Here is a 16,855-nt window from a genome sequence, read left to right as displayed (position 1 = left end):
GCTCACTCGATCAAAAGTTGCGGAGCGGAAAGGCGGAGACGGGCGTACCGGCGGCATACCCTTCGCTATCGCCCGGGACCGCAAGCCAGGCGTCGGCAAGCCGCATCGCGTCCAGCGAAAAGTCGCCGACCGCGAGCGGCGTCCACATGTCCCTTTCCTTCCCGAGCAGAACGAGCTCGTAAAGTCCGACCGCGGATGAGATTTTCCGCGAGAGCGGCAAGATGATGCCGGGCCGTTCATATCTGCCCGACAGGCGGTCCAGGACTGGCTGGACAAGCGCAAGGAACCCGGCGAAAGCTTGGTGCGGCGATCCGGCCAATGCGACCACCGGTGTCTTGCCGAGCCGGCCTATTGCCGTTGTCCCTCCGGGCCGTAAGGCAATGCCGTGCCCAATCAACACCCCGCGCCGCGCCAGAGCCTCGGCGGTCACGTCGGCGTGGCCGTCACCAGTACCGCCGATCAGGAGCAGAAAATCGCAGGCCTCGCCATCAAGAGCGACAATGATCGATGCCGCGTCGCGCTCTACGGTCTCTATACCGACGATCGAAACGCCCGAGGCACTCAGGCTCTCGACCACGAGCCGCACGGAGAATGTCTCGTGGCTGTCGGCAGCGACATCGATCACGCGCACGCGCGGGCTCCGTATGGCAAGCTGGCTCAGTCCCACTTTGCGGGCGAGCAGCAGGTCGGCGACGCCGATCGCCTTTCCCTCAAGCATTGGCGGGCGGGCCGCCGCCATATCCTCGCCCGCCCGGCGCACACCCTGACCGGGCACCGCTTCAGCTGCTGCTTGGATCATCGGTCCACTGCAATCGACGAGGCCGGCCTGCAGCACACAGTCGCGATCTTCAGGCATGGCCTCACCCGTCTCGACCCAGATCGGCGCGACCGGCAAAACTAAGGGCGAATAGGCTGATGCCCCCACGAGGTCGAGGGCGCGACACGCCCAGCCGTCAATGGCAGCGATATCTCGCGCAGGCTGAGCCGGCACGACAGGCGGCATCCCGGCAGCGACATAGCCCAAGGCTTGTTCAAGCGGCACCAAGCGGGGGGTGACGGGCATTACACCATGGAGCAGCGCGTCGAGCGCCGCTTCCAGGAGAGTCAGCGGGCCCGTCGAAGAAAACGTTCTCGTCATGGCGCGATATTGAAGCAGACGCGAGCCTGTTTGCAACCAGCTTCAGGAACGCCCGCGCTGCGCGTTCGGGAAGAAGAGCTGCTGGCCGTCGATCTTGTACTCTCCGATCGCCTTCTGGCCTTCCGGAGAAATCAGCCAATCGATGAAGCGCTGGCCGGCCTCCACTTTGACGCTTGGATGCTTGTGAGGATTCACCAGCATCACGCCGTACTGATTGAACAGCCGCTTGTCACCCTCGACGGCGATGTCCAACTCGCCACGATTCTTGAACGACAGCCAGGTGCCACGATCGGAAAGCGTATAGGCGTTCATGGCTGCCGCGGCGTTGAGCGCCGCCCCCATGCCCTGCCCGATCTCCTTGTACCACGGGCCCCTGGCCGCCTCGATGTCGATACCGGCCGTCTTCCACAGACCCAATTCGGCCGAATGGGTGCCGGACCTGTCACCACGCGACACGAAGGCCGCCTTCTTGGCTTTGATGGCGATCAGCGCGGCTGCGATGTCCTTGGTCCCGCTGACGCCCGCCGGGTCGCTCTTGGGGCCAACGAGGACGAAGTCGTTGTACATCACGTCGAAGCGCTTCACCCCGAAGCCTTCCTCGATGAACTTCTCCTCCTGCGCCTTGGCATGGACGAAGACCACGTCGGCATCGCCACGCCGACCGGTGTCGAGCGCCTGACCGGTGCCCTGAGCGACAATCTTCACGCCGATGCCGGTTTTCTTCTCGAACAGCGGCAGGATGTGATCGAACAGGCCGGAATCCTGGGTCGAGGTCGTCGACGCCACGACTATCGACTGGTCCTGGGCAGGCGCGCCGCCTGCTAGCATCAGAAGCACCACAAGCGCAGAGAATATTCGGCGGGTCAGCATCTCAATCTCGGTCCAGTTGATCAAAGCACGAGCTCGCCGCGCACGAAGGCAGCGGCTTGCGGGGTCGCGGGGCGGTCAAGGAAGTCGTCGGCGTCGGCATGCTCGCAAACGCGCCCCCGGAGCAGAAAGACGACGTCTGCCGCGATCCTGCGCACTTGGCCGAGATGGTGCGACGCCATGATGATTTTCGTGCCCGATTGGGCAGCCGTGATGATGATCTGCTCGACAAAACGCGTCGCCGCCGGATCGAGGCTGGCTGTCGGCTCGTCGAGCAGCAGGATCTCGGGCTGGCGCGCCAGGGCGCGGGCGAGGGCCAGCCGCTGCTGCTCGCCACCGGAGAGATGCCGTGCCGGACGTGTCGCGAGATCGAGAAGACCGACGCGCTCGAGCAGTTCCTCCACGCGCGGGGCCCGGAGCCGGCGCGGACAGCCCGCTTGAGCTAATGCATAGGCGACATTCGCGGCCGCCGAGCGACGCAGCATCACCGGCTTCTGGAACAGGATTGCACGCCGTGTCGGCGGGGAAAACGTTCGTCCCCCCCAAGTCAGGGTTCCAGCAGAAGGTGCAACAAGCCCCATGCAGAGCCGCAGCAGGGAGGTTTTGCCCGACCCGTTCGGGCCGACGACCAGAGTCGGCGCGCGCGGCCCGATCGTCAGGTTCACCCGGTCCAGGATGGTCGTCGCACCGGCGACCAGCGACACGTCATCGAGGACAAGTGGAAGATCGCTCTGAGCAGCCCGCATCCCTAGCCAGCCCGTTGCTCGGACCAAACTCGCACGCCCCAGGCGGCGGCGTTGATCAGCAAGATGAGGAAAATCAGCATCAGGCCGAGCCCCATGGCGAGCGGCAGGTTTCCCTTCGAGGTTTCAAGTGCGATTGCCGTCGTCATGGTGCGGGTGAAGCCATCAATGTTGCCGCCGACGATCATCACGGTGCCGACCTCGGCCGCCGCCCTGCCGAAGCCCGCGAGCAGAGCCGTGACGAGGCTGAAGCGGCCGTCCCACAAAAGCGTGGCGACCAAGCCCGCCGGCCCGACCTGCATCGCAGTCAGTTCCTCACGGTACTCGCGCCACAGATCCTCGACCGTCTGGCGAGTCAGAGCGGCAATGATGGGCAGCACCAATAGCGCCTGCGCGATGACCATCGCGGCGGGTGTGAACAAGAGGCCGAATTCACCCAGCGGCCCGGATCGCGATAGCAGCAGATAGACCGTCAGCCCGACCACCACCGGCGGCAGGCCCATGAAACCGTTCAGCAGCACGACGATCGCCGAATGACCGGGAAAACGTGCCAGCGCGATAATTGCGCCCAGCGGCAGGCCTGCGACCATGGCGATCGCGACAGCCGAAAGGCTCACGGCGAGCGACAGGCGCACGATGGCAAACAGCGTGGCGTCGCCGCCCGCGATCAGTTGCCATGCGCCCAGCCCTTCCGACATTGCTCCTCGCGATCCTGTCCCGTGTCAATGTCCTGCAACTCCTCCGTCACTGTCAAATCCTTGAACCTGAACAGGAATATGCATATCAATGCAGGATGGATTTGCTGACGACGTCCGAAGCCGCCGACTATCTGCGCATTGGCGAGCGCAAGCTTTATGAGCTGATTGCGGAGGAGCGTGTCCCGTGCAGCAAGGTGGCGGGCAAGTGGCTGTTTCCACGGTATGAACTCGACCGTTGGGTCATGTCGGGGTTGGTCCGGCCCGCAGGAATGACGCAATCCGAGCCGCCGCCGATCGTCGGTGGCAGCCAGGACGACCTGCTCGAATGGGCTCTCCGCCAATCAGGCTCCGGCCTGGCCTTTCTGACGGAAGGCACGGAAGCCGGCGTGACACGCCTGCTGCGCGGCGAGGTGTCTGTCGCCGCGATCCATTTCCACAGCCCCGACCCGGACCCGAATGTCGCCGCGATTGCGACCAGGCCGCGGCTTTACGATGCGGTGCTGGTCGGATTCGCCCGCCGCGAGCAAGGCCTGCTGCTCGCGCCAGGCAATCCAAAATCGCTCAACAACCTGACCGACGTACTTGCGACCGGCGCACGCATCGCGGTTCGTCAACGCGGCGCAGGCGCGGACATGCTGCTCACGCAATTGCTGGCGGACTCCGGCGCGAAACAGGACGACGTCAACCGATTGGAGCCGCCGTGCCTGACCGGACCCGATCTCGCGGCTGCCGTGCGCATTGGTAGGGCCGATTGCGGAATTGCCACGCGCGCGGCCGCCCGCGCCGCTGGCCTCGATTTCGTTCCATTGGCCTGGGAAAGCTTCGATCTCCTGATGCGGCAGCGGACCTACTTCCAGCAACCGATCCAGACGCTCCTGCGTTTGCTAGGGCAGGAAATCTTCGCCAGCCGCGCCGCCGAGCTTGGCGGATACGATCCATCGCCGGCCGGGCAGATACGGTTCTTCAAATAGCCGCCGACCCCGATCAAGCCGCAGCTCTCATCCCAGATCGATCTCGCCCTCGACGACATGGCGCAAGCCTGCCGGCTCCGAGGTGATGACGGCCCTCACGGTCAGTCGGCCCTGTCCTTTCAGGCCTTTCTCCGCCACGGCTTTCTCGATTGCCTGCTGCGAAGTCACGCCGACCTGCTTCAGGAACTTGCGCATCGAGACGTTGAAGGGATCGGTTTCCATATTCTGGGTCATATGATTGCCTCGAACGGTGTGGACGATATGGCCGGTCCGGCAAGCTTGGTGCCCGCAACGGCGGCGCTGCGCCAACGGAGCACGGAATGGCCCGGGGTGCAACGAGGACGACGCCCGCACTATGTCTGACGCGGTCCGTTCCTCTGTGGCGTAACAACGCGTGGTGCCGAGATCCCTGCTCATGCCGGAGCGCCGCGGGCGATTGCCGTGACGGCCGATGGGTAAACGGCGATCACCGGTGTTTCGCAGCAAGTGGCAACTGATGAAGGGCATGATGGGATGGGCTGTTTTTCGCCCGTCAGCGCGCCCTAAGCAATCCTGGTACCACTACGAGCATCGAACAGATGCACCTTGGATACCATGATCTCCAACCCAACCTCTTGATCAAGTTTGAAGGGCGGCTGATCCCGCACCTCGGCCACGAGGTCGACTCCACCTGCACTTAATGTAAGCTCCTGGGCCTCACCGGTCGGCTCGACCACTTGCACCCTCGCCTGAGAGTGGTTGCCACCAACCGAAATGTGCTGCGGACGAATCCCATAAACTACCCCATCCCTGTCGCCCATCCGAGCATCCGCCGGCAAGGGTAAGCGCAAGCCGTCATCGGCGACGAATGCGCCGTTGTCGATGCGGCCCTCGATCAGGTTCATTTCCGGCGAGCCGATAAAGCTTGCGACGAACAGATTGGCTGGGTTCTCGTAGAGCTCGGAGGGGCTGCCGATCTGTTCGATCCGGCCTTTGTTCAACACCACGATGCGGTCGGCGAGCGTCATCGCCTCGGTCTGGTCATGCGTGACATAGATGCTTGTTCGGCCGAGCCGTTGGTGAAGCTTCTTGATTTCGGCGCGCATCTTGACACGCAACTTGGCATCGAGGTTGCTAAGCGGCTCATCAAACAGGAAAGCGGCTGGATCGCGCACGATGGCGCGGCCCATGGCGACACGTTGGCGCTGGCCGCCGGACAATTGCCGCGGCATGCGGCCAAGCAGATCCTGCAGGCCAAGGATTTCGGCCGCCGCCTTGACCCTCGAGACAATCTCTTCCCTAGGGACCTTCGCCAGTCGAAGCGCGAAGCTCATATTGTCGGCCACGCTCATATGCGGATAGAGCGCGTAGCTCTGGAAGACCATGGCTATGTCGCGCGACTTGGCCGGCATCTCGTCGACGACACGCCCGCCGATGCGGATCTCGCCGGTCGTCTGCTCTTCCAGCCCGGCGATCATGCGTAGCAGCGTTGACTTGCCGCAGCCTGACGGACCGACCAGCACCACGAACTCGCCGCTGGCGATCTCGATATTGACATCGCGCAAAACTTCCACGGCGCCGAAGCTCTTGCCGAGCTGTTCTATCTCAATTGCAGACACCTATTGTCCTCCCGTCCGGCACCACTCATTTTTGTTGAGCATGCCGCCATGCTCGGTATTCGGCCTCGCCCTCGGGGCTCAACGGATAGTATTTCCGCAGGTCTCCCCCTTGCGCCAGGCGCGAGCGCGAAAACTCTTCCCACTCAATATGCGCGCCGGCGAGCTCGACCAATTTTGGAGCAAGGGCGACCGGCACGACGACCACGCCGTCATCGTCGGCGACGATGATATCGCCAGGGATGACCAGCACGTTCGAGCAGGCGATGGGAACGTTGACGGCGAACGGCACGATATTGGTTTGGGCGTGGAAATTCGGCGTGACGTCCCTCACCCAGATGCCGATGTCCAAAGCCGCCGCCTGGGCGGAATCGCGGATGCAGCCGTCGACAACCACGCCGGCCCCGCCGCGCCCGGCGAAATAGGTCAGCATCATCTCGCCGAAGATGCCGCTTCCCAGATCGCCGCGCGCATCGACCACCACCATGTCGCCCGGCTGCGTGGGATAGAGCACGTGACGGTGTAACTGCCGCTCCGGCTCCTCATATTCGGTCTCGTTGTAGAGATCCTCGCGCTTCGGCATGCACTGGAGCGTGAGAGCAGGCCCCGCCGCTGTGCGGCCCAGCCTCAATGGACGCGGGCCCCGTATCTGCGGGTCGCGAATGCCCATCTTGTGGTAGAGTTCGCTGGCCAGCGTCGCCGAGCCGATCGCCGCAAGCGCATCGACCAATTGTCTCGGCGGCCGCGAAATGTCCGATATCGCCGGTATCTGATCAGCTGCCATTCCGTATCCTCCGATTGCGCGGCGAGGTCCCTGACCCCACCGATCGTCACTCAGTTGCGTATCCCGTCGTCGAAGCCGTCGAGCGTTCTGGGTGCATGTCCGCCATTCAGCCGCGGACGGCACCGGTGGTGAGACCCTTGACCAGCAGCCCCTGGGCAAACCAGACAAACACCAGGGTCGGGATGACCATCAGGACGCCGGCTGCCGACATCGCGCCCCAGTCGATGCCGAATTGCGAGACGAAGTTGGTGAGCCCGACCGGCAGAGTCTGCGCGGCCTTGCTGGAGGTCAGGGTCAGGGCAAGCAGCAGGTCGTTCCAGGTGAAGAGGAAGGTGATGACCGCGCTGGCGCCAATACCAGGAGCAATCAGCGGCGTCACGATCTGGACCAGCGTGCGCACCGTGCCGGCGCCGTCCGACTGGGCAGCCTCCTCGATCTCTTTCGGCACGTCCTGGATGAAGCCCAGAAGCAGCCAGATGGCGACAGGCAGTTTGGCCGCCGTATGGCTCAGGATCAGCGCCCAGATGGTGTCGAGAATGCCCATGGCGGCAAACACGGCAAAGAGCGGAATGGCAAGCGCTATGACCGGGATCATGCGCATGATCAAAAGCAGCCCGAAAATCAGCATGGCGCCCGGCATCCTGAAACGCGACAAGGCATAGGCGCAAGGAATGGCCAGCAGATGGACGAGGATGACCGTCGCCGCCGAGACGATGACGGTGTTCCAGACATAGTCCATCGTGTCGTACTCCGCGAAAACGGAGACGTATTGTGTTAGCGTCGCGGTCTCGGGAATGATGTGCACCGGCACCGAGAAGATGTCGGCCGAACTGCGGATCGACGTTAGGAACAGCCATACCAGCGGAAAGACGGTGAACGCGACGGTCAGGGCCAGCGCCATATACTGGCCGGCGGTTCCCACCGTAAATCGACGGCGCCGGCGCTTTGGCCTGGGACGTGCGCTAACGATTGCGGCTTCGCTCATATCGCTCTCCGTTTCGCAATCAGCCACGGTATTCCGTAGAGGAGCCCGAGCACGAACAGCGACATCCCCAAAGCAATGTAGGAGACGGCCGCCGCATGTCCGAAATCCACCGCCTGAAACGCCAGCAGGTAGGAATAGACGGTGAGCAGGTTGGTGGCGCCGCCCGGCCCGCCCTGCGTCATCAGCCAGACGACGTCGAAGGTCCGGAACGTGTCGATGATGCGAAGCATCAGGGCGATCATGATGATCGGACGCATCAGCGGCAGCACGATATGCCAGAAGCGCTGCCATGGCGTGGCGCCGTCCACGGTGGCCGCCTCGAGCGGTTCCTGCGGCAAGGACTGCAGGCCGGCAAGGAACAGTAGCACCATCAACGGCGTGTTCTGCCAGACATCGGCGACGATCACCGAGACGAGCGCCCAGGTCGGATGGTTGAGCCATGGAATGTCGGGCAGGTTGAACATGCGCAACAGCGCGTCGACCAGGCCGTACTGGGTGTTGAACAGCCACCGGAAATTCAGGCCCACCACTGCGGGCGCGATCATCGGAGGCACCAGGAGCAAGGTGCGCGCGAGCCGCATGCCGCGCAATTTGCCATTGACGAGCACGGCGATCGCCATTCCAGCCACCACTTCAATCGTGATCGAAATGATGCTGAATATGGTCTGATTTCGCAGTGCCTGGTTGAACTGGCGGCCGAAGAGTTCGTCGGTGTAATTTGCCATCCCGATGAAGGGCGCCGAACCGCTCAGATCCCAGCGGAAGAAACTCATGGTGAAAGAGTATCCGAGCGGATAGAGCAGGATGGCCAGCATGACGAGGAGCGCCGGGCTGGCCAGAAGGTATCCTCTCTGCCAGGTGTAGGGCAGCGGCGAACGTCGCCGACGCCTCGACACCGTATGCTGCGCGACGGACGGCATCGTCAATCGTAAGCTCCGGCCCGACGCATGATCTCCTCAGCCTCCGTCGCCGTCTGGTTGAGCGAGTCCGCGGGAGAGACCTGGTCGGTCAAGGCCTGTTCGATGGCCGAAAACATCAGCGTGCAGACTTTCGAGAAGCCGGCTAGCTTCGGCCATTCCTTGCCGTTGGCTATCGTCGTCTCGAGCTGCTGCAGCCACACGGCCTGAGGCCCCTTTGCCGCTGATATCACTTCCTTGGCGATCGCCTGGCTGCTGGGAAAGTTGGTGAATTGGTCGAACTGCAACCGCTGCGCCTCCGGACCGACCGTATACTTGATGAATTCGACGGCGGCGTCCTTGCGTCCGGATTGTCCGTTGAGCGCCATGGCATGCGAAATGGCGCATGAAATCGCGGCCTTGTCCTTGACGTAGGGCGCAGTCGACCACTTGCCGACGACACGTGAGGTCTCCGGATTCGATAGGGTCGCGAAGGCGCCCGGCCAATCGAAATTCGCATAGACCGTGCCGGACGAGAATTCGGTCGAATTCTCGTTCCACTGATAGCCGACCGCATCGGGTGGCACGATTTTGTGCTTCTGGATGAGATCGCGATAGAAGGTCAGGGCCTTGATGCCGGCTTCGGAATTGAAGGCCGGCTTGTTGGCCTGGTCCACCCAATCGCCGCCGGCTTGCCAGAGCAGATCGCTGAAGGTGCGTTGTGCTGGATCGCCCTGCCCCGGCACGACCAGCCCATAATGGCCATTGCCGGTCAGTTTCAGCCCGACGTCGACGAGCTCCTCCCAGGTCTCAGCCGGCTTCAGGCCTTTTTCCTGATAGATATCGCTGCGGTAGTACTGGACGCGCGAATCCATGTTGCGCGGAATGGCCGCCAGATTTCCGGTCTTGGGATCGCGCAGATACTTGACAGCGACCGGGTAGAATTCCGCGAGTTCGCTGTCGCTGAAATAGCTGTTCAGCGGCGCAAAATGGTTGAAATAGGAATCGATCTGCGCCGTATGGGTGCTATAGACGTCGTATTGGCTCGATCGCGCTGCGCTCAACGTGACCACCTTCGCGGTCAGCGGGGTGAATTCCAGCAAGTCGTAGCGAACCTTGATACCGGTCTTGGCGGTGAAATCCTGAACGATCTTTTCCCAGTATTTGGGATAGAGCGGGCCGCCGGTGATCAGCAGTGCGGTGATCTCGTTCGCGTCTGCCCTGGCGATCCATGGCGCGGCTAGCGAGCCGGCCGTCACTGCCGCGCTCGCGGCCAGGAATTTGCGTCTCGATAGGTTTGCGGACATCATAATCTCCTCCTTGGTTTGATTGGTCGGCCCATCCAAGGGTCGGCCGATAACTTCAACCTTTCCGGCAAATCCGCGGCGGCTTGCTCCTCCCGCAGCGAGACTGCCTGGACTACGTCCCGAACGACGCTTGCGAGCCCGCCGGGCACCGTTCGATCCTCCCTTTCCGCAGGCCGAGTTATAGGCTACTGAGCACCATGAGATAAGTTGACTGCATATCTAGCTATCAGCCTATAAGCTTATCAGACAAGTGGATGTTAATGATGGATGCCATGGAGGTCAAGCTTCAAACTTTGCCCAAGCAGGTGGCCGGCGTGCTCGCGCGCCGCATCGCCAGCAGCGGCGTCGCCGGCGGCCAGGGACCGTCGGAGCAGCAGATCCTTCAGGAGTTCGGGGTTTCGCGCGCGGTGGCACGGGAAGCGCTCAAGATCCTGGCGTCTCTCGACATGATCGAGATCGCGCAGGGACGACGCGTGGTGCTGCGTCCCGCAGACGAATGGGACTATCTCAGTCCATTGCTTATCGACTGGCTGCCGCCCGAGCAGACCCGCGAGATCTTGGCGGAAGCACACGCAACGCGGATAATCATCGAACCGGCCATCACCGCCATAGCGGCCAAGCATATGACCAAAGAGAACCTCGAGCGTCTTGGCACTCTGCTGGCAGCGATGTCGGCCAGCGAAGACAATGCGGACGCCTATCTGAAACTCGACCTGGATTTCCACATGGAGATTTGCCGGGCAGCCAAGAATAGGATCCTCGACCGCTTCATGTACTCCTCCCGGTGGTGGCAGATGGCAAGCAGGCGCATCAGCAACCAGGTGCCTCATGCCCTGCCCTCGGCGACTGAGATGCACAGAGCGATCTACGAGGCGCTCGTGGCGCGTGATGCAAAACGGGCGGAAGAGGCGATGCGCCGGCACCTGAAGATCACCACGGCCGTTGGCCTGCCCCCATAAGAAATCGCCAGCCGATGCTCCCGAGCGGCGCAGCCAGCAATCGGGCTGGCCGCGCCGCTGCGCGCCGGGAGGACGCGGCCGATATCAGGCGCTTTTTGCTTGCTGTTCCTGGCGCTGGCGCGCGCGAAAACCGAACATGTCGCCCTTGTCTTTGATTTCCGCCCATACCGGTCCGGTAATCTTGTCGATGGCAGCGATGTCCGCGTCGGAAATCGCCCAGCCTGTGCTCTCAGCATTTTCCTCGAGTTCCTTGACCGTGCGCGCGCCGACCAGCGGCGAACTCACGCCCGGCCTGCTGGTAAGCCACTGGATCGCAAGCTGCGGAACCGTCTTGCCGTAGCGCGCCGCAATCGGCTTCAGGGCGTCGACGGCGTCAACCGCGCGCTCGTAGGTGCCCGGCTGGAACAGAACGGTGGTGCGGCGCTCATCGCCTTCGACGAATTTGGTGTCCGGCGACAACAGCCCTGTAAGCAAACCCTGGGCGAGACCGCTATAGGGCATCACGCCGATATTATGCTTGCGGCAATAGGGCAGCGTCTCAGCCTCAACCTCGCGCCACAGCATGTTGTAGGGTGGCTGGAGCACGTCGATGACGCCATGCTGACGGGCGCTGTCCATGTCGGCGGTGCTGAAATTCGAGACGCCGACTGCCTTGATACGCCCGGACGACCGCAGCCGCTCCATCATCTCCATGGTCGGGCCGATCGGAAAATCCGAGTTCGGCCAGTGGACAAAATAGACATCGACATAGTCCGTCTGCATCCGCTTCAGCGAACCGTCGAGCGCCGCCTCAATCGCGGCGGGTTCGAGGTGATTGGGCGCAACCTTGGTCGCGATAACAGCCTTGTCGCGACGGCCAGCCAGTGCCTTTCCGACGATCTCCTCGGCATGGCCATGTCCATAGGCTTCGGCCGTGTCGATCAGCGTTATGCCAAGCTCCGCGGCGCGTCGGATCACCCGGATCGATTCCTCGTCGTCGGCCGCGCCCCAAAAGGCGCCGGACATACCCCAAGTGCCTAGACCGATCTCCGATACCCTGACCGGCGACGATCCCAACTGTCGCTGTTGCATCCTGTTCCTCCTGATTGGCAGGCAGGGCCATCACCCTGCTGATGTCCAATTTATACGCTTATATACTCGTCTAACAAGTAGGTTCCGGCGGATTTATGGCGCTTGGCGCGGAGCCACGAATTTCCCAAATGATTCAATGATACCTGCCGTTGCAAGGTGTATTCGCGCAAAATCGTTCAAAGGGGGTTTACGTTCCATCTTCTCATCTTGTATGCTTATTGGACAAGTTGACCTAACTGACCATATGCATTTGTAGGCGCCGCGCGCCATCACGGGGAGGAGGTTTCGATGAAGATCACGGACATCAGGACAGCGGTCGTCGCCTATCACGGCAAGGCGACCCTGATCCGCATCGATACGGACGCCGGCATCTCCGGTTATGGCGAGGCAAATCCCGATGCAGGCGCCGCCGCAATCGTCGGGCTGATTTCGGAACTGAAGTCGGAACTGATCGGCCAGGATCCGCGCAATGTCGAATATTGCTGGGACAAGATTCGCCGTGACCATGTGTTTTCCGGTGCGCAAGCCGGCGTCTTTCTCATCGCGCTGACCGGGCTGGAGATGGCGCTCTGGGACGTGGCGGCGAAAGCCGCCGGGCAGCCGCTTTATCGCTTGTTCGGCGGCAAGTTCCGCGACCGGATAAGACTCTATGCAGATTGCGGCGATGGCGATGAGGAATCGGGATCGCCGCAGGGATGCGCGGCACGCGCGCGCCGCATGGTGGCGGAAGGCTTCACGGCGCTGAAATTCGACATCGACAATCTGCGCCACCCGGCGAAGTTCGACGCGGTGAACCATACCATCAACGGCGCCGAGTTGCGCTTCATGGTCGAGCGTGTTGCAGCGGTCCGCGATGCGATCGGCCCCGACGTCGATCTCTGCATCGACCTGCACGCGCGCTACGACGTGCTCAGCGCCAGCCGCATAGCGGCCGAGATGGAACGGTTCAACCTTCTCTGGCTGGAAGAGCCGATCCCGGCGGAAAATGTCGAGGCCCTGAAGCAGATCCGCATGCGGACCAAGACGCCGATCTGCGTCGGCGAAAATCTCTACCTGCGCTGGGGCTTCCGCGAACTGTTCCAGAACTATGGCGCCGACGTCATCATGCCTGACGTGCCGAAATGCGGCGGCCTTGCGGAAAGCCGCAAGATCGCGAATCTCGCCGAGATGTACTATGTGCCGTTCGCGCCGCATCTGGTGTCGACGCCGCTGGGCACGATGGCGACATGCCATGTCTGCGCCAGCGTTCCGAACTTCCTCGTTCTAGAGTGGCACGCGCTTGAAGAGCGGGAGGCGTGGGACAGTTACGTGCGCCTTCCGGACGGCGCGAAGTCGATCGTCGAAGACGGCCACATCGTGGTGCCTGACGTGCCCGGCATCGGCGTCGAGCTCGACATGGAAGGCGTCCGCAAGCACGCCGTGCCAGGCTTCGGCATCTTTGAATAGGCCGGACCGGGCGGATTGAACTGCTCGATCAAACAAATCCGTTGTGAGGAAGCCATGGGCAAGCGGATCATCTTCACCGGCGGCAGCGGCAAGATCGGCCGTCACGTCATACCCTACCTGCTCGAGCGCGGGCATCAGGTTCTGAATCTCGACCTGACGCCGCTCGATGTGCAGGGCGTCGACACCGTCATCACCAATCTTGCGGACGCTGGCGAGACCTACAATGCACTGACGCTGCATTTCGGGTTCAACGAATACTTCGGCGGAAGGAGCCGCGGCCCGGTCGACGCAGTGGTCCATTTCGCGGCGATCCCGCGGATATTCCTGCGACCGGATAACGCCATGTTCACCGCCAATGTGCAGTCGACCTACAATGTGATCGAAGCCGCCACCAAGCTTGGCATCCGCAAGATCGTCACTGCTTCCAGCGAAACGGTGTACGGTGTGTGCTTTGCCGAAGGCGACCGCGATTTCACATCGTTTCCGGTGGACGAGGACTATGACGTCGATCCGACCGACAGCTATGGTCTCTCCAAAGTGCTGGGCGAGAAGATTGCGCGCTCTTTCGCCTCCCGTACTGGAGCCGACGTCTATGCCCTGCGGATCGGCGGAGTCGTCGAACCGCGGGATTATGGCCGCTTCCCGGAATTCCTGGCCGACGCCTCGAAACGGCGGCGCGACGGCTGGACCTACATGGACGTGCGCGATCTTGGCCAGATCGTCGATCTGTGCATCGAGAAGGACGGCTTGGGGTTCCAGATATTCAACGCAGTCAACGACAACATCGTGGCCGAGATGCCGACGGCGGAATTTCTCAGCAAGCACGCACCCAACATACCAGTCACACGCGCCCTGGATGTATTTGAGGGACCGATCTCAAATCGGAAGCTGCGCGACATCCTTGGGTTCCGGCAAGAGTATGACTGGCGCACACAGCCTGCGGATACTTGACTGGTGGCGGAGAAGGCGGCGGTAGATGGGGATGTTCCTGAGGCCAAGGTTGGCGCAGAGACCAGATTTTCCTGAACTCAAGCAGCGCGCTGGGTAAACGTAGCACTCGGTTCACGAATATTGCCGGCGCTGCGGTGCCACATGGCTTCAGGGCCTTTGGCCGGGCTAGTCCAACGTCTGCTTCCTAGCTCACGCAGTTTGGAGCTAAACGGCGGGTTGGAGGCGCAAAGCTGCCATCCGCAGACGATGCGATCGGCGAGTGTCTAGACCATCGCCTCGAATCGCCTTGGCGAACCGCTTCGTAGCCTAATGGCGGATAACGACAATGGTCGGCCCGGAGGGTCGACGTCTTCTACTGGAAGTCAACACGTTAGCGGAGGGTTCGGCAACCCGTTTCCTTCATATTCTCTGGTACGGTCTGGCGAACCTAGGGACCGGGAGGAGCACTAGTTTTTAATGCGCGTGGTATCTCTGTCTTGTCCCGCAAAGGGGTCGATGCATGTTGACCCAGGGCATGAGCCCGACTGGTTAGGAGGCCAATAGCGGACGCGCGACTCCGAAGATATAAAAACCATAGGCCAACGTTATCCTGCGGTCCAACTCGAGGCGTAACACCCAAGTGACAACTACTCGTTTCCTTAGTATCTGGCGATCGCTCTCCGGTGTCGGCATGGCCCTCGGCATGCTATTCTTCGCGGCCGCCCTGACGCCGACGCTCGTTCCCCGCACCGACCTGACGCAAGGCGTACTGGCGGGCGCGTGCTTCGCCATCGGCTACAGCCTTGGCGTCGCCTTGCGGTGGCTGTGGAAATATCTCGAGATTCCGGAACTGCCGCCACGGCCGCGTTTGCTGTCCAAGGCGATCATCCTGGTCCCGTGCCTCGGCCTTGCCGTTGTGGCGCTGTGGCGATCCGGCGCGTGGCAGAACTCCATCCGCGCGGTGATGGGCATGCCGGCTGTCGATGGCGCTCATCCCCTCAATGTCTGCGCCCTGGCCATTTGCACCTTCATCGTCGTGCTGGCGCTGGCGCGCCTTGTCGCTTGGCTGGTGCGCGCCATCGCCGGGGCACTGAGACGCTACATACCCCGGCGCCTGGCGAATGTCGCCGGCGCCGCTGTCGCCGTGCTGCTCATCTGGTTGCTGGTGAGCGACGTTGCGATCCGCGCGATCTTCGGCGCGCTCGATTCCTCGTTCGCCAAGTTCGACGCACTCATGGAACCGGAGCGCCAGCAGCCGAGCGAACCCTCCAGGACCGGAAGCCCCGCCTCGCTGGTCAGGTGGGACGAGCTCGGCCGCGCCGGCCGCGAGTTCATCGCGGACGGTCCCGCCGCCGCCGAGATAGGGACCTTCACCGGCCGGCCGGCGCAACAGCCGGTCCGGGTCTATGTCGGGCTGGGAGCGGCGAACAGTGCGCAAGCCCGCGCGAAACTCGCGCTGGAGGAGCTGAAGCGGGCGGGCGGCTTCAGCAAATCCACGCTTGTGGTCATCACGCCGACCGGGACCGGATGGATCGATCCGGCCTCGATGGATGCGCTCGAATATCTGTGCCGCGGCGATGTCGCCAGCGTCGCCGCGCAATATTCCTATCTGAGCAGTCCGCTGTCGCTGCTGGCGCAGCCGGAATACGGCGCCGAGACGGCCCGGGCGCTGTTCCTCGAAATCTACGGCTACTGGACCACCCTGCCGAAGCAGTGGCGGCCGAGGCTTTACCTGCACGGGCTCAGCCTTGGCGCCATGAACTCCGAAAGATCGGCCGGGCTGTTCGAGATATTCAGCGATCCGATCAGCGGCGCACTCTGGAGCGGCCCGCCCTTCGAAAGCCGCATCTGGCGCTCGGTGAGCGATACGCGCAACAACGGCTCGCCGCAGTGGCTGCCGATCTTCCGCAATAGCAGCCTGGTCCGGTTCATGAACCAAAGCGGCCCGGCGGTGGCGCCCGACACGCCCTGGGGCCCGCTGAGGATCGTCTACCTGCAATATGCCAGCGACCCGATCGTATTCTTCGATTATCGCGACGCCTACCGGCAGCCGGATTGGATGAAGGCGCCGCGCGGGCCGGACGTCTCGCCGCAACTGAGCTGGTACCCGGTGGTGACCATGCTGCAGCTCGGTCTCGATATGGCCGTGGCGACAACCACGCCGATCGGCTACGGCCATGTCTACGCGCCGCAGGACTATGTGGAAGCCTGGAGTGCGGTGTTGGGCGTGAAGGACTGGTCGCGACAGGACCTCGCCGCCCTCAAAACCCATCTTGCCAGCAAGGTTGCAGCACAGGCCGACAGAGGCGGCTAGCTGGGGCTTCAGGGCACGGCCGAAATCAGCAGGAACATGGCGAATATGCCGAGATGGACCACTCCCTGGAGTCTCGTCGTGCGGCCCGTGCCGAGCGTGGGCGTGCTGACGAACATGGTGAGCAGAAGAAACACCGCGAGCCCCGACATCC

Annotated in this window: 16 protein-coding genes and 1 pseudogene; 5 read left to right on the top strand and 12 right to left on the bottom strand. The window is 62.6% G+C overall.

All coding sequences use genetic code 11. The annotated features are described in order from the left end of the window. Positions 1-10 precede the first annotated feature (10 nt). The 4 genes from FJ942_RS18905 to FJ942_RS18890 form a co-directional block, all read right to left on the bottom strand. A complete protein-coding gene (locus tag FJ942_RS18905) occupies positions 11-1,138 on the bottom strand; it encodes a molybdopterin-binding protein (protein ID WP_140898726.1) in 1,128 nt (375 codons plus the stop codon). A 42-nt stretch (positions 1,139-1,180) separates the two neighbouring features. Continuing rightward, entirely contained in the window at positions 1,181-1,966 is a 786-nt protein-coding gene (locus FJ942_RS18900; RefSeq protein ID WP_224519050.1) for an extracellular solute-binding protein, read from the bottom strand. A 62-nt stretch (positions 1,967-2,028) separates the two neighbouring features. After that, a complete protein-coding gene (locus FJ942_RS18895; RefSeq protein ID WP_140895302.1) occupies positions 2,029-2,751 on the bottom strand; it encodes an ATP-binding cassette domain-containing protein in 723 nt (240 codons plus the stop codon). A 2-nt stretch (positions 2,752-2,753) separates the two neighbouring features. Continuing rightward, positions 2,754-3,446 (bottom strand): ABC transporter permease, encoded by a 693-nt coding sequence (locus FJ942_RS18890; protein WP_140898579.1) that lies wholly within the window; start codon positions 3,444-3,446, stop codon positions 2,754-2,756. A gap of 95 nt (positions 3,447-3,541) precedes the next feature. Between FJ942_RS18890 and FJ942_RS18885 the strand changes: the two genes are divergently transcribed. Next, positions 3,542-4,417 carry a helix-turn-helix transcriptional regulator gene (locus FJ942_RS18885; RefSeq protein WP_140898577.1) on the top strand — a complete coding sequence of 292 codons (876 nt, stop codon included), beginning with the start codon at positions 3,542-3,544 and terminating at the stop codon, positions 4,415-4,417. A gap of 27 nt (positions 4,418-4,444) precedes the next feature. On the opposite strand, the gene FJ942_RS18880 is transcribed toward FJ942_RS18885, so the two are convergent. The 6 genes from FJ942_RS18880 to FJ942_RS18855 form a co-directional block, all read right to left on the bottom strand. Then, a complete protein-coding gene (locus tag FJ942_RS18880) occupies positions 4,445-4,651 on the bottom strand; it encodes a DUF6494 family protein (RefSeq protein WP_140499366.1) in 207 nt (68 codons plus the stop codon). Between the two features lie 308 nt (positions 4,652-4,959). Next, positions 4,960-6,015, bottom strand: coding sequence for a sn-glycerol-3-phosphate ABC transporter ATP-binding protein UgpC (gene ugpC / locus FJ942_RS18875; protein ID WP_140686163.1), 1,056 nt, complete (start codon positions 6,013-6,015; stop codon positions 4,960-4,962). A gap of 25 nt (positions 6,016-6,040) precedes the next feature. Then, positions 6,041-6,796 carry a ribonuclease activity regulator RraA gene (locus FJ942_RS18870; RefSeq protein ID WP_140521326.1) on the bottom strand — a complete coding sequence of 252 codons (756 nt, stop codon included), beginning with the start codon at positions 6,794-6,796 and terminating at the stop codon, positions 6,041-6,043. Between the two features lie 106 nt (positions 6,797-6,902). Further along, positions 6,903-7,781 carry a carbohydrate ABC transporter permease gene (locus FJ942_RS18865; protein ID WP_140630395.1) on the bottom strand — a complete coding sequence of 293 codons (879 nt, stop codon included), beginning with the start codon at positions 7,779-7,781 and terminating at the stop codon, positions 6,903-6,905. Then, positions 7,778-8,701 (bottom strand): sugar ABC transporter permease, encoded by a 924-nt coding sequence (locus tag FJ942_RS18860; protein WP_224618856.1) that lies wholly within the window; start codon positions 8,699-8,701, stop codon positions 7,778-7,780. The genes FJ942_RS18865 and FJ942_RS18860 overlap by 4 nt, the downstream gene beginning before the upstream one ends. A 2-nt stretch (positions 8,702-8,703) precedes the next feature. Beyond that, complete coding sequence (locus FJ942_RS18855; RefSeq protein ID WP_181169969.1) at positions 8,704-9,984, bottom strand: sugar ABC transporter substrate-binding protein; 1,281 nt, start codon at positions 9,982-9,984, stop codon at positions 8,704-8,706. Positions 9,985-10,238: 254 nt separating this feature from the next. Between FJ942_RS18855 and FJ942_RS18850 the strand changes: the two genes are divergently transcribed. Beyond that, entirely contained in the window at positions 10,239-10,943 is a 705-nt protein-coding gene (locus tag FJ942_RS18850; RefSeq protein ID WP_318012678.1) for an FCD domain-containing protein, read from the top strand. A gap of 84 nt (positions 10,944-11,027) precedes the next feature. Here the strand turns inward: FJ942_RS18850 and FJ942_RS18845 are convergent, their stop codons facing one another. Further along, positions 11,028-12,014 (bottom strand): aldo/keto reductase, encoded by a 987-nt coding sequence (locus FJ942_RS18845; RefSeq protein WP_140521324.1) that lies wholly within the window; start codon positions 12,012-12,014, stop codon positions 11,028-11,030. A 288-nt stretch (positions 12,015-12,302) separates the two neighbouring features. On the opposite strand from FJ942_RS18845, the gene FJ942_RS18840 reads away from it, so the two are divergent. The 3 genes from FJ942_RS18840 to FJ942_RS18830 all read left to right on the top strand — a co-directional run bounded on the left by FJ942_RS18840 (position 12,303) and on the right by FJ942_RS18830 (position 16,704). Beyond that, positions 12,303-13,460 carry a mandelate racemase/muconate lactonizing enzyme family protein gene (locus tag FJ942_RS18840; RefSeq protein ID WP_140521323.1) on the top strand — a complete coding sequence of 386 codons (1,158 nt, stop codon included), beginning with the start codon at positions 12,303-12,305 and terminating at the stop codon, positions 13,458-13,460. Between the two features lie 54 nt (positions 13,461-13,514). Beyond that, complete coding sequence (locus FJ942_RS18835) at positions 13,515-14,411, top strand: NAD(P)-dependent oxidoreductase (RefSeq protein WP_140521322.1); 897 nt, start codon at positions 13,515-13,517, stop codon at positions 14,409-14,411. A 682-nt stretch (positions 14,412-15,093) separates the two neighbouring features. Further along, the gene (locus tag FJ942_RS18830) at positions 15,094-16,704 is read left to right on the top strand and encodes an alpha/beta-hydrolase family protein (protein WP_246679869.1); all 1,611 of its coding nucleotides are present in this window, start codon (positions 15,094-15,096) and stop codon (positions 16,702-16,704) included. 8 nt (positions 16,705-16,712) lie between these two features. On the opposite strand, the pseudogene FJ942_RS18825 reads toward FJ942_RS18830, so the two are convergent. Beyond that, a pseudogene (locus tag FJ942_RS18825) lies at positions 16,713-16,838 on the bottom strand (ionic transporter y4hA); the annotation flags it as partial. Positions 16,839-16,855: the final 17 nt, after the last annotated feature.

The organism is Mesorhizobium sp. B2-4-2 (assembly GCF_006442845.1).
Taxonomy (GTDB): domain Bacteria; phylum Pseudomonadota; class Alphaproteobacteria; order Rhizobiales; family Rhizobiaceae; genus Mesorhizobium.
Note: the sequence above shows the minus strand (reverse complement) of the source record. Positions and strands in the feature narration are given on the sequence as shown.

Bases quoted from the DNA above. Each gene is read 5' to 3' on its own strand.
- FJ942_RS18905 (WP_140898726.1), bottom strand. From the start codon at position 1,138: ATGACGAGAACGTTTTCTTCGACGGGCCCGCTGACTCTCCTGGAAGCG.
- FJ942_RS18900 (WP_224519050.1), bottom strand. From the start codon at position 1,966: ATGCTAGCAGGCGGCGCGCCTGCCCAGGACCAGTCGATAGTCGTGGCG.
- FJ942_RS18895 (WP_140895302.1), bottom strand. From the start codon at position 2,751: ATGCGGGCTGCTCAGAGCGATCTTCCACTTGTCCTCGATGACGTGTCG.
- FJ942_RS18890 (WP_140898579.1), bottom strand. From the start codon at position 3,446: ATGTCGGAAGGGCTGGGCGCATGGCAACTGATCGCGGGCGGCGACGCC.
- FJ942_RS18885 (WP_140898577.1), top strand. From the start codon at position 3,542: ATGGATTTGCTGACGACGTCCGAAGCCGCCGACTATCTGCGCATTGGC.
- FJ942_RS18880 (WP_140499366.1), bottom strand. From the start codon at position 4,651: ATGACCCAGAATATGGAAACCGATCCCTTCAACGTCTCGATGCGCAAG.
- FJ942_RS18870 (WP_140521326.1), bottom strand. From the start codon at position 6,796: ATGGCAGCTGATCAGATACCGGCGATATCGGACATTTCGCGGCCGCCG.
- FJ942_RS18865 (WP_140630395.1), bottom strand. From the start codon at position 7,781: ATGAGCGAAGCCGCAATCGTTAGCGCACGTCCCAGGCCAAAGCGCCGG.
- FJ942_RS18860 (WP_224618856.1), bottom strand. From the start codon at position 8,701: ATGCCGTCCGTCGCGCAGCATACGGTGTCGAGGCGTCGGCGACGTTCG.
- FJ942_RS18855 (WP_181169969.1), bottom strand. From the start codon at position 9,984: ATGTCCGCAAACCTATCGAGACGCAAATTCCTGGCCGCGAGCGCGGCA.
- FJ942_RS18850 (WP_318012678.1), top strand. From the start codon at position 10,239: ATGTTAATGATGGATGCCATGGAGGTCAAGCTTCAAACTTTGCCCAAG.
- FJ942_RS18845 (WP_140521324.1), bottom strand. From the start codon at position 12,014: ATGCAACAGCGACAGTTGGGATCGTCGCCGGTCAGGGTATCGGAGATC.
- FJ942_RS18840 (WP_140521323.1), top strand. From the start codon at position 12,303: ATGAAGATCACGGACATCAGGACAGCGGTCGTCGCCTATCACGGCAAG.
- FJ942_RS18835 (WP_140521322.1), top strand. From the start codon at position 13,515: ATGGGCAAGCGGATCATCTTCACCGGCGGCAGCGGCAAGATCGGCCGT.
- FJ942_RS18830 (WP_246679869.1), top strand. From the start codon at position 15,094: ATGCTATTCTTCGCGGCCGCCCTGACGCCGACGCTCGTTCCCCGCACC.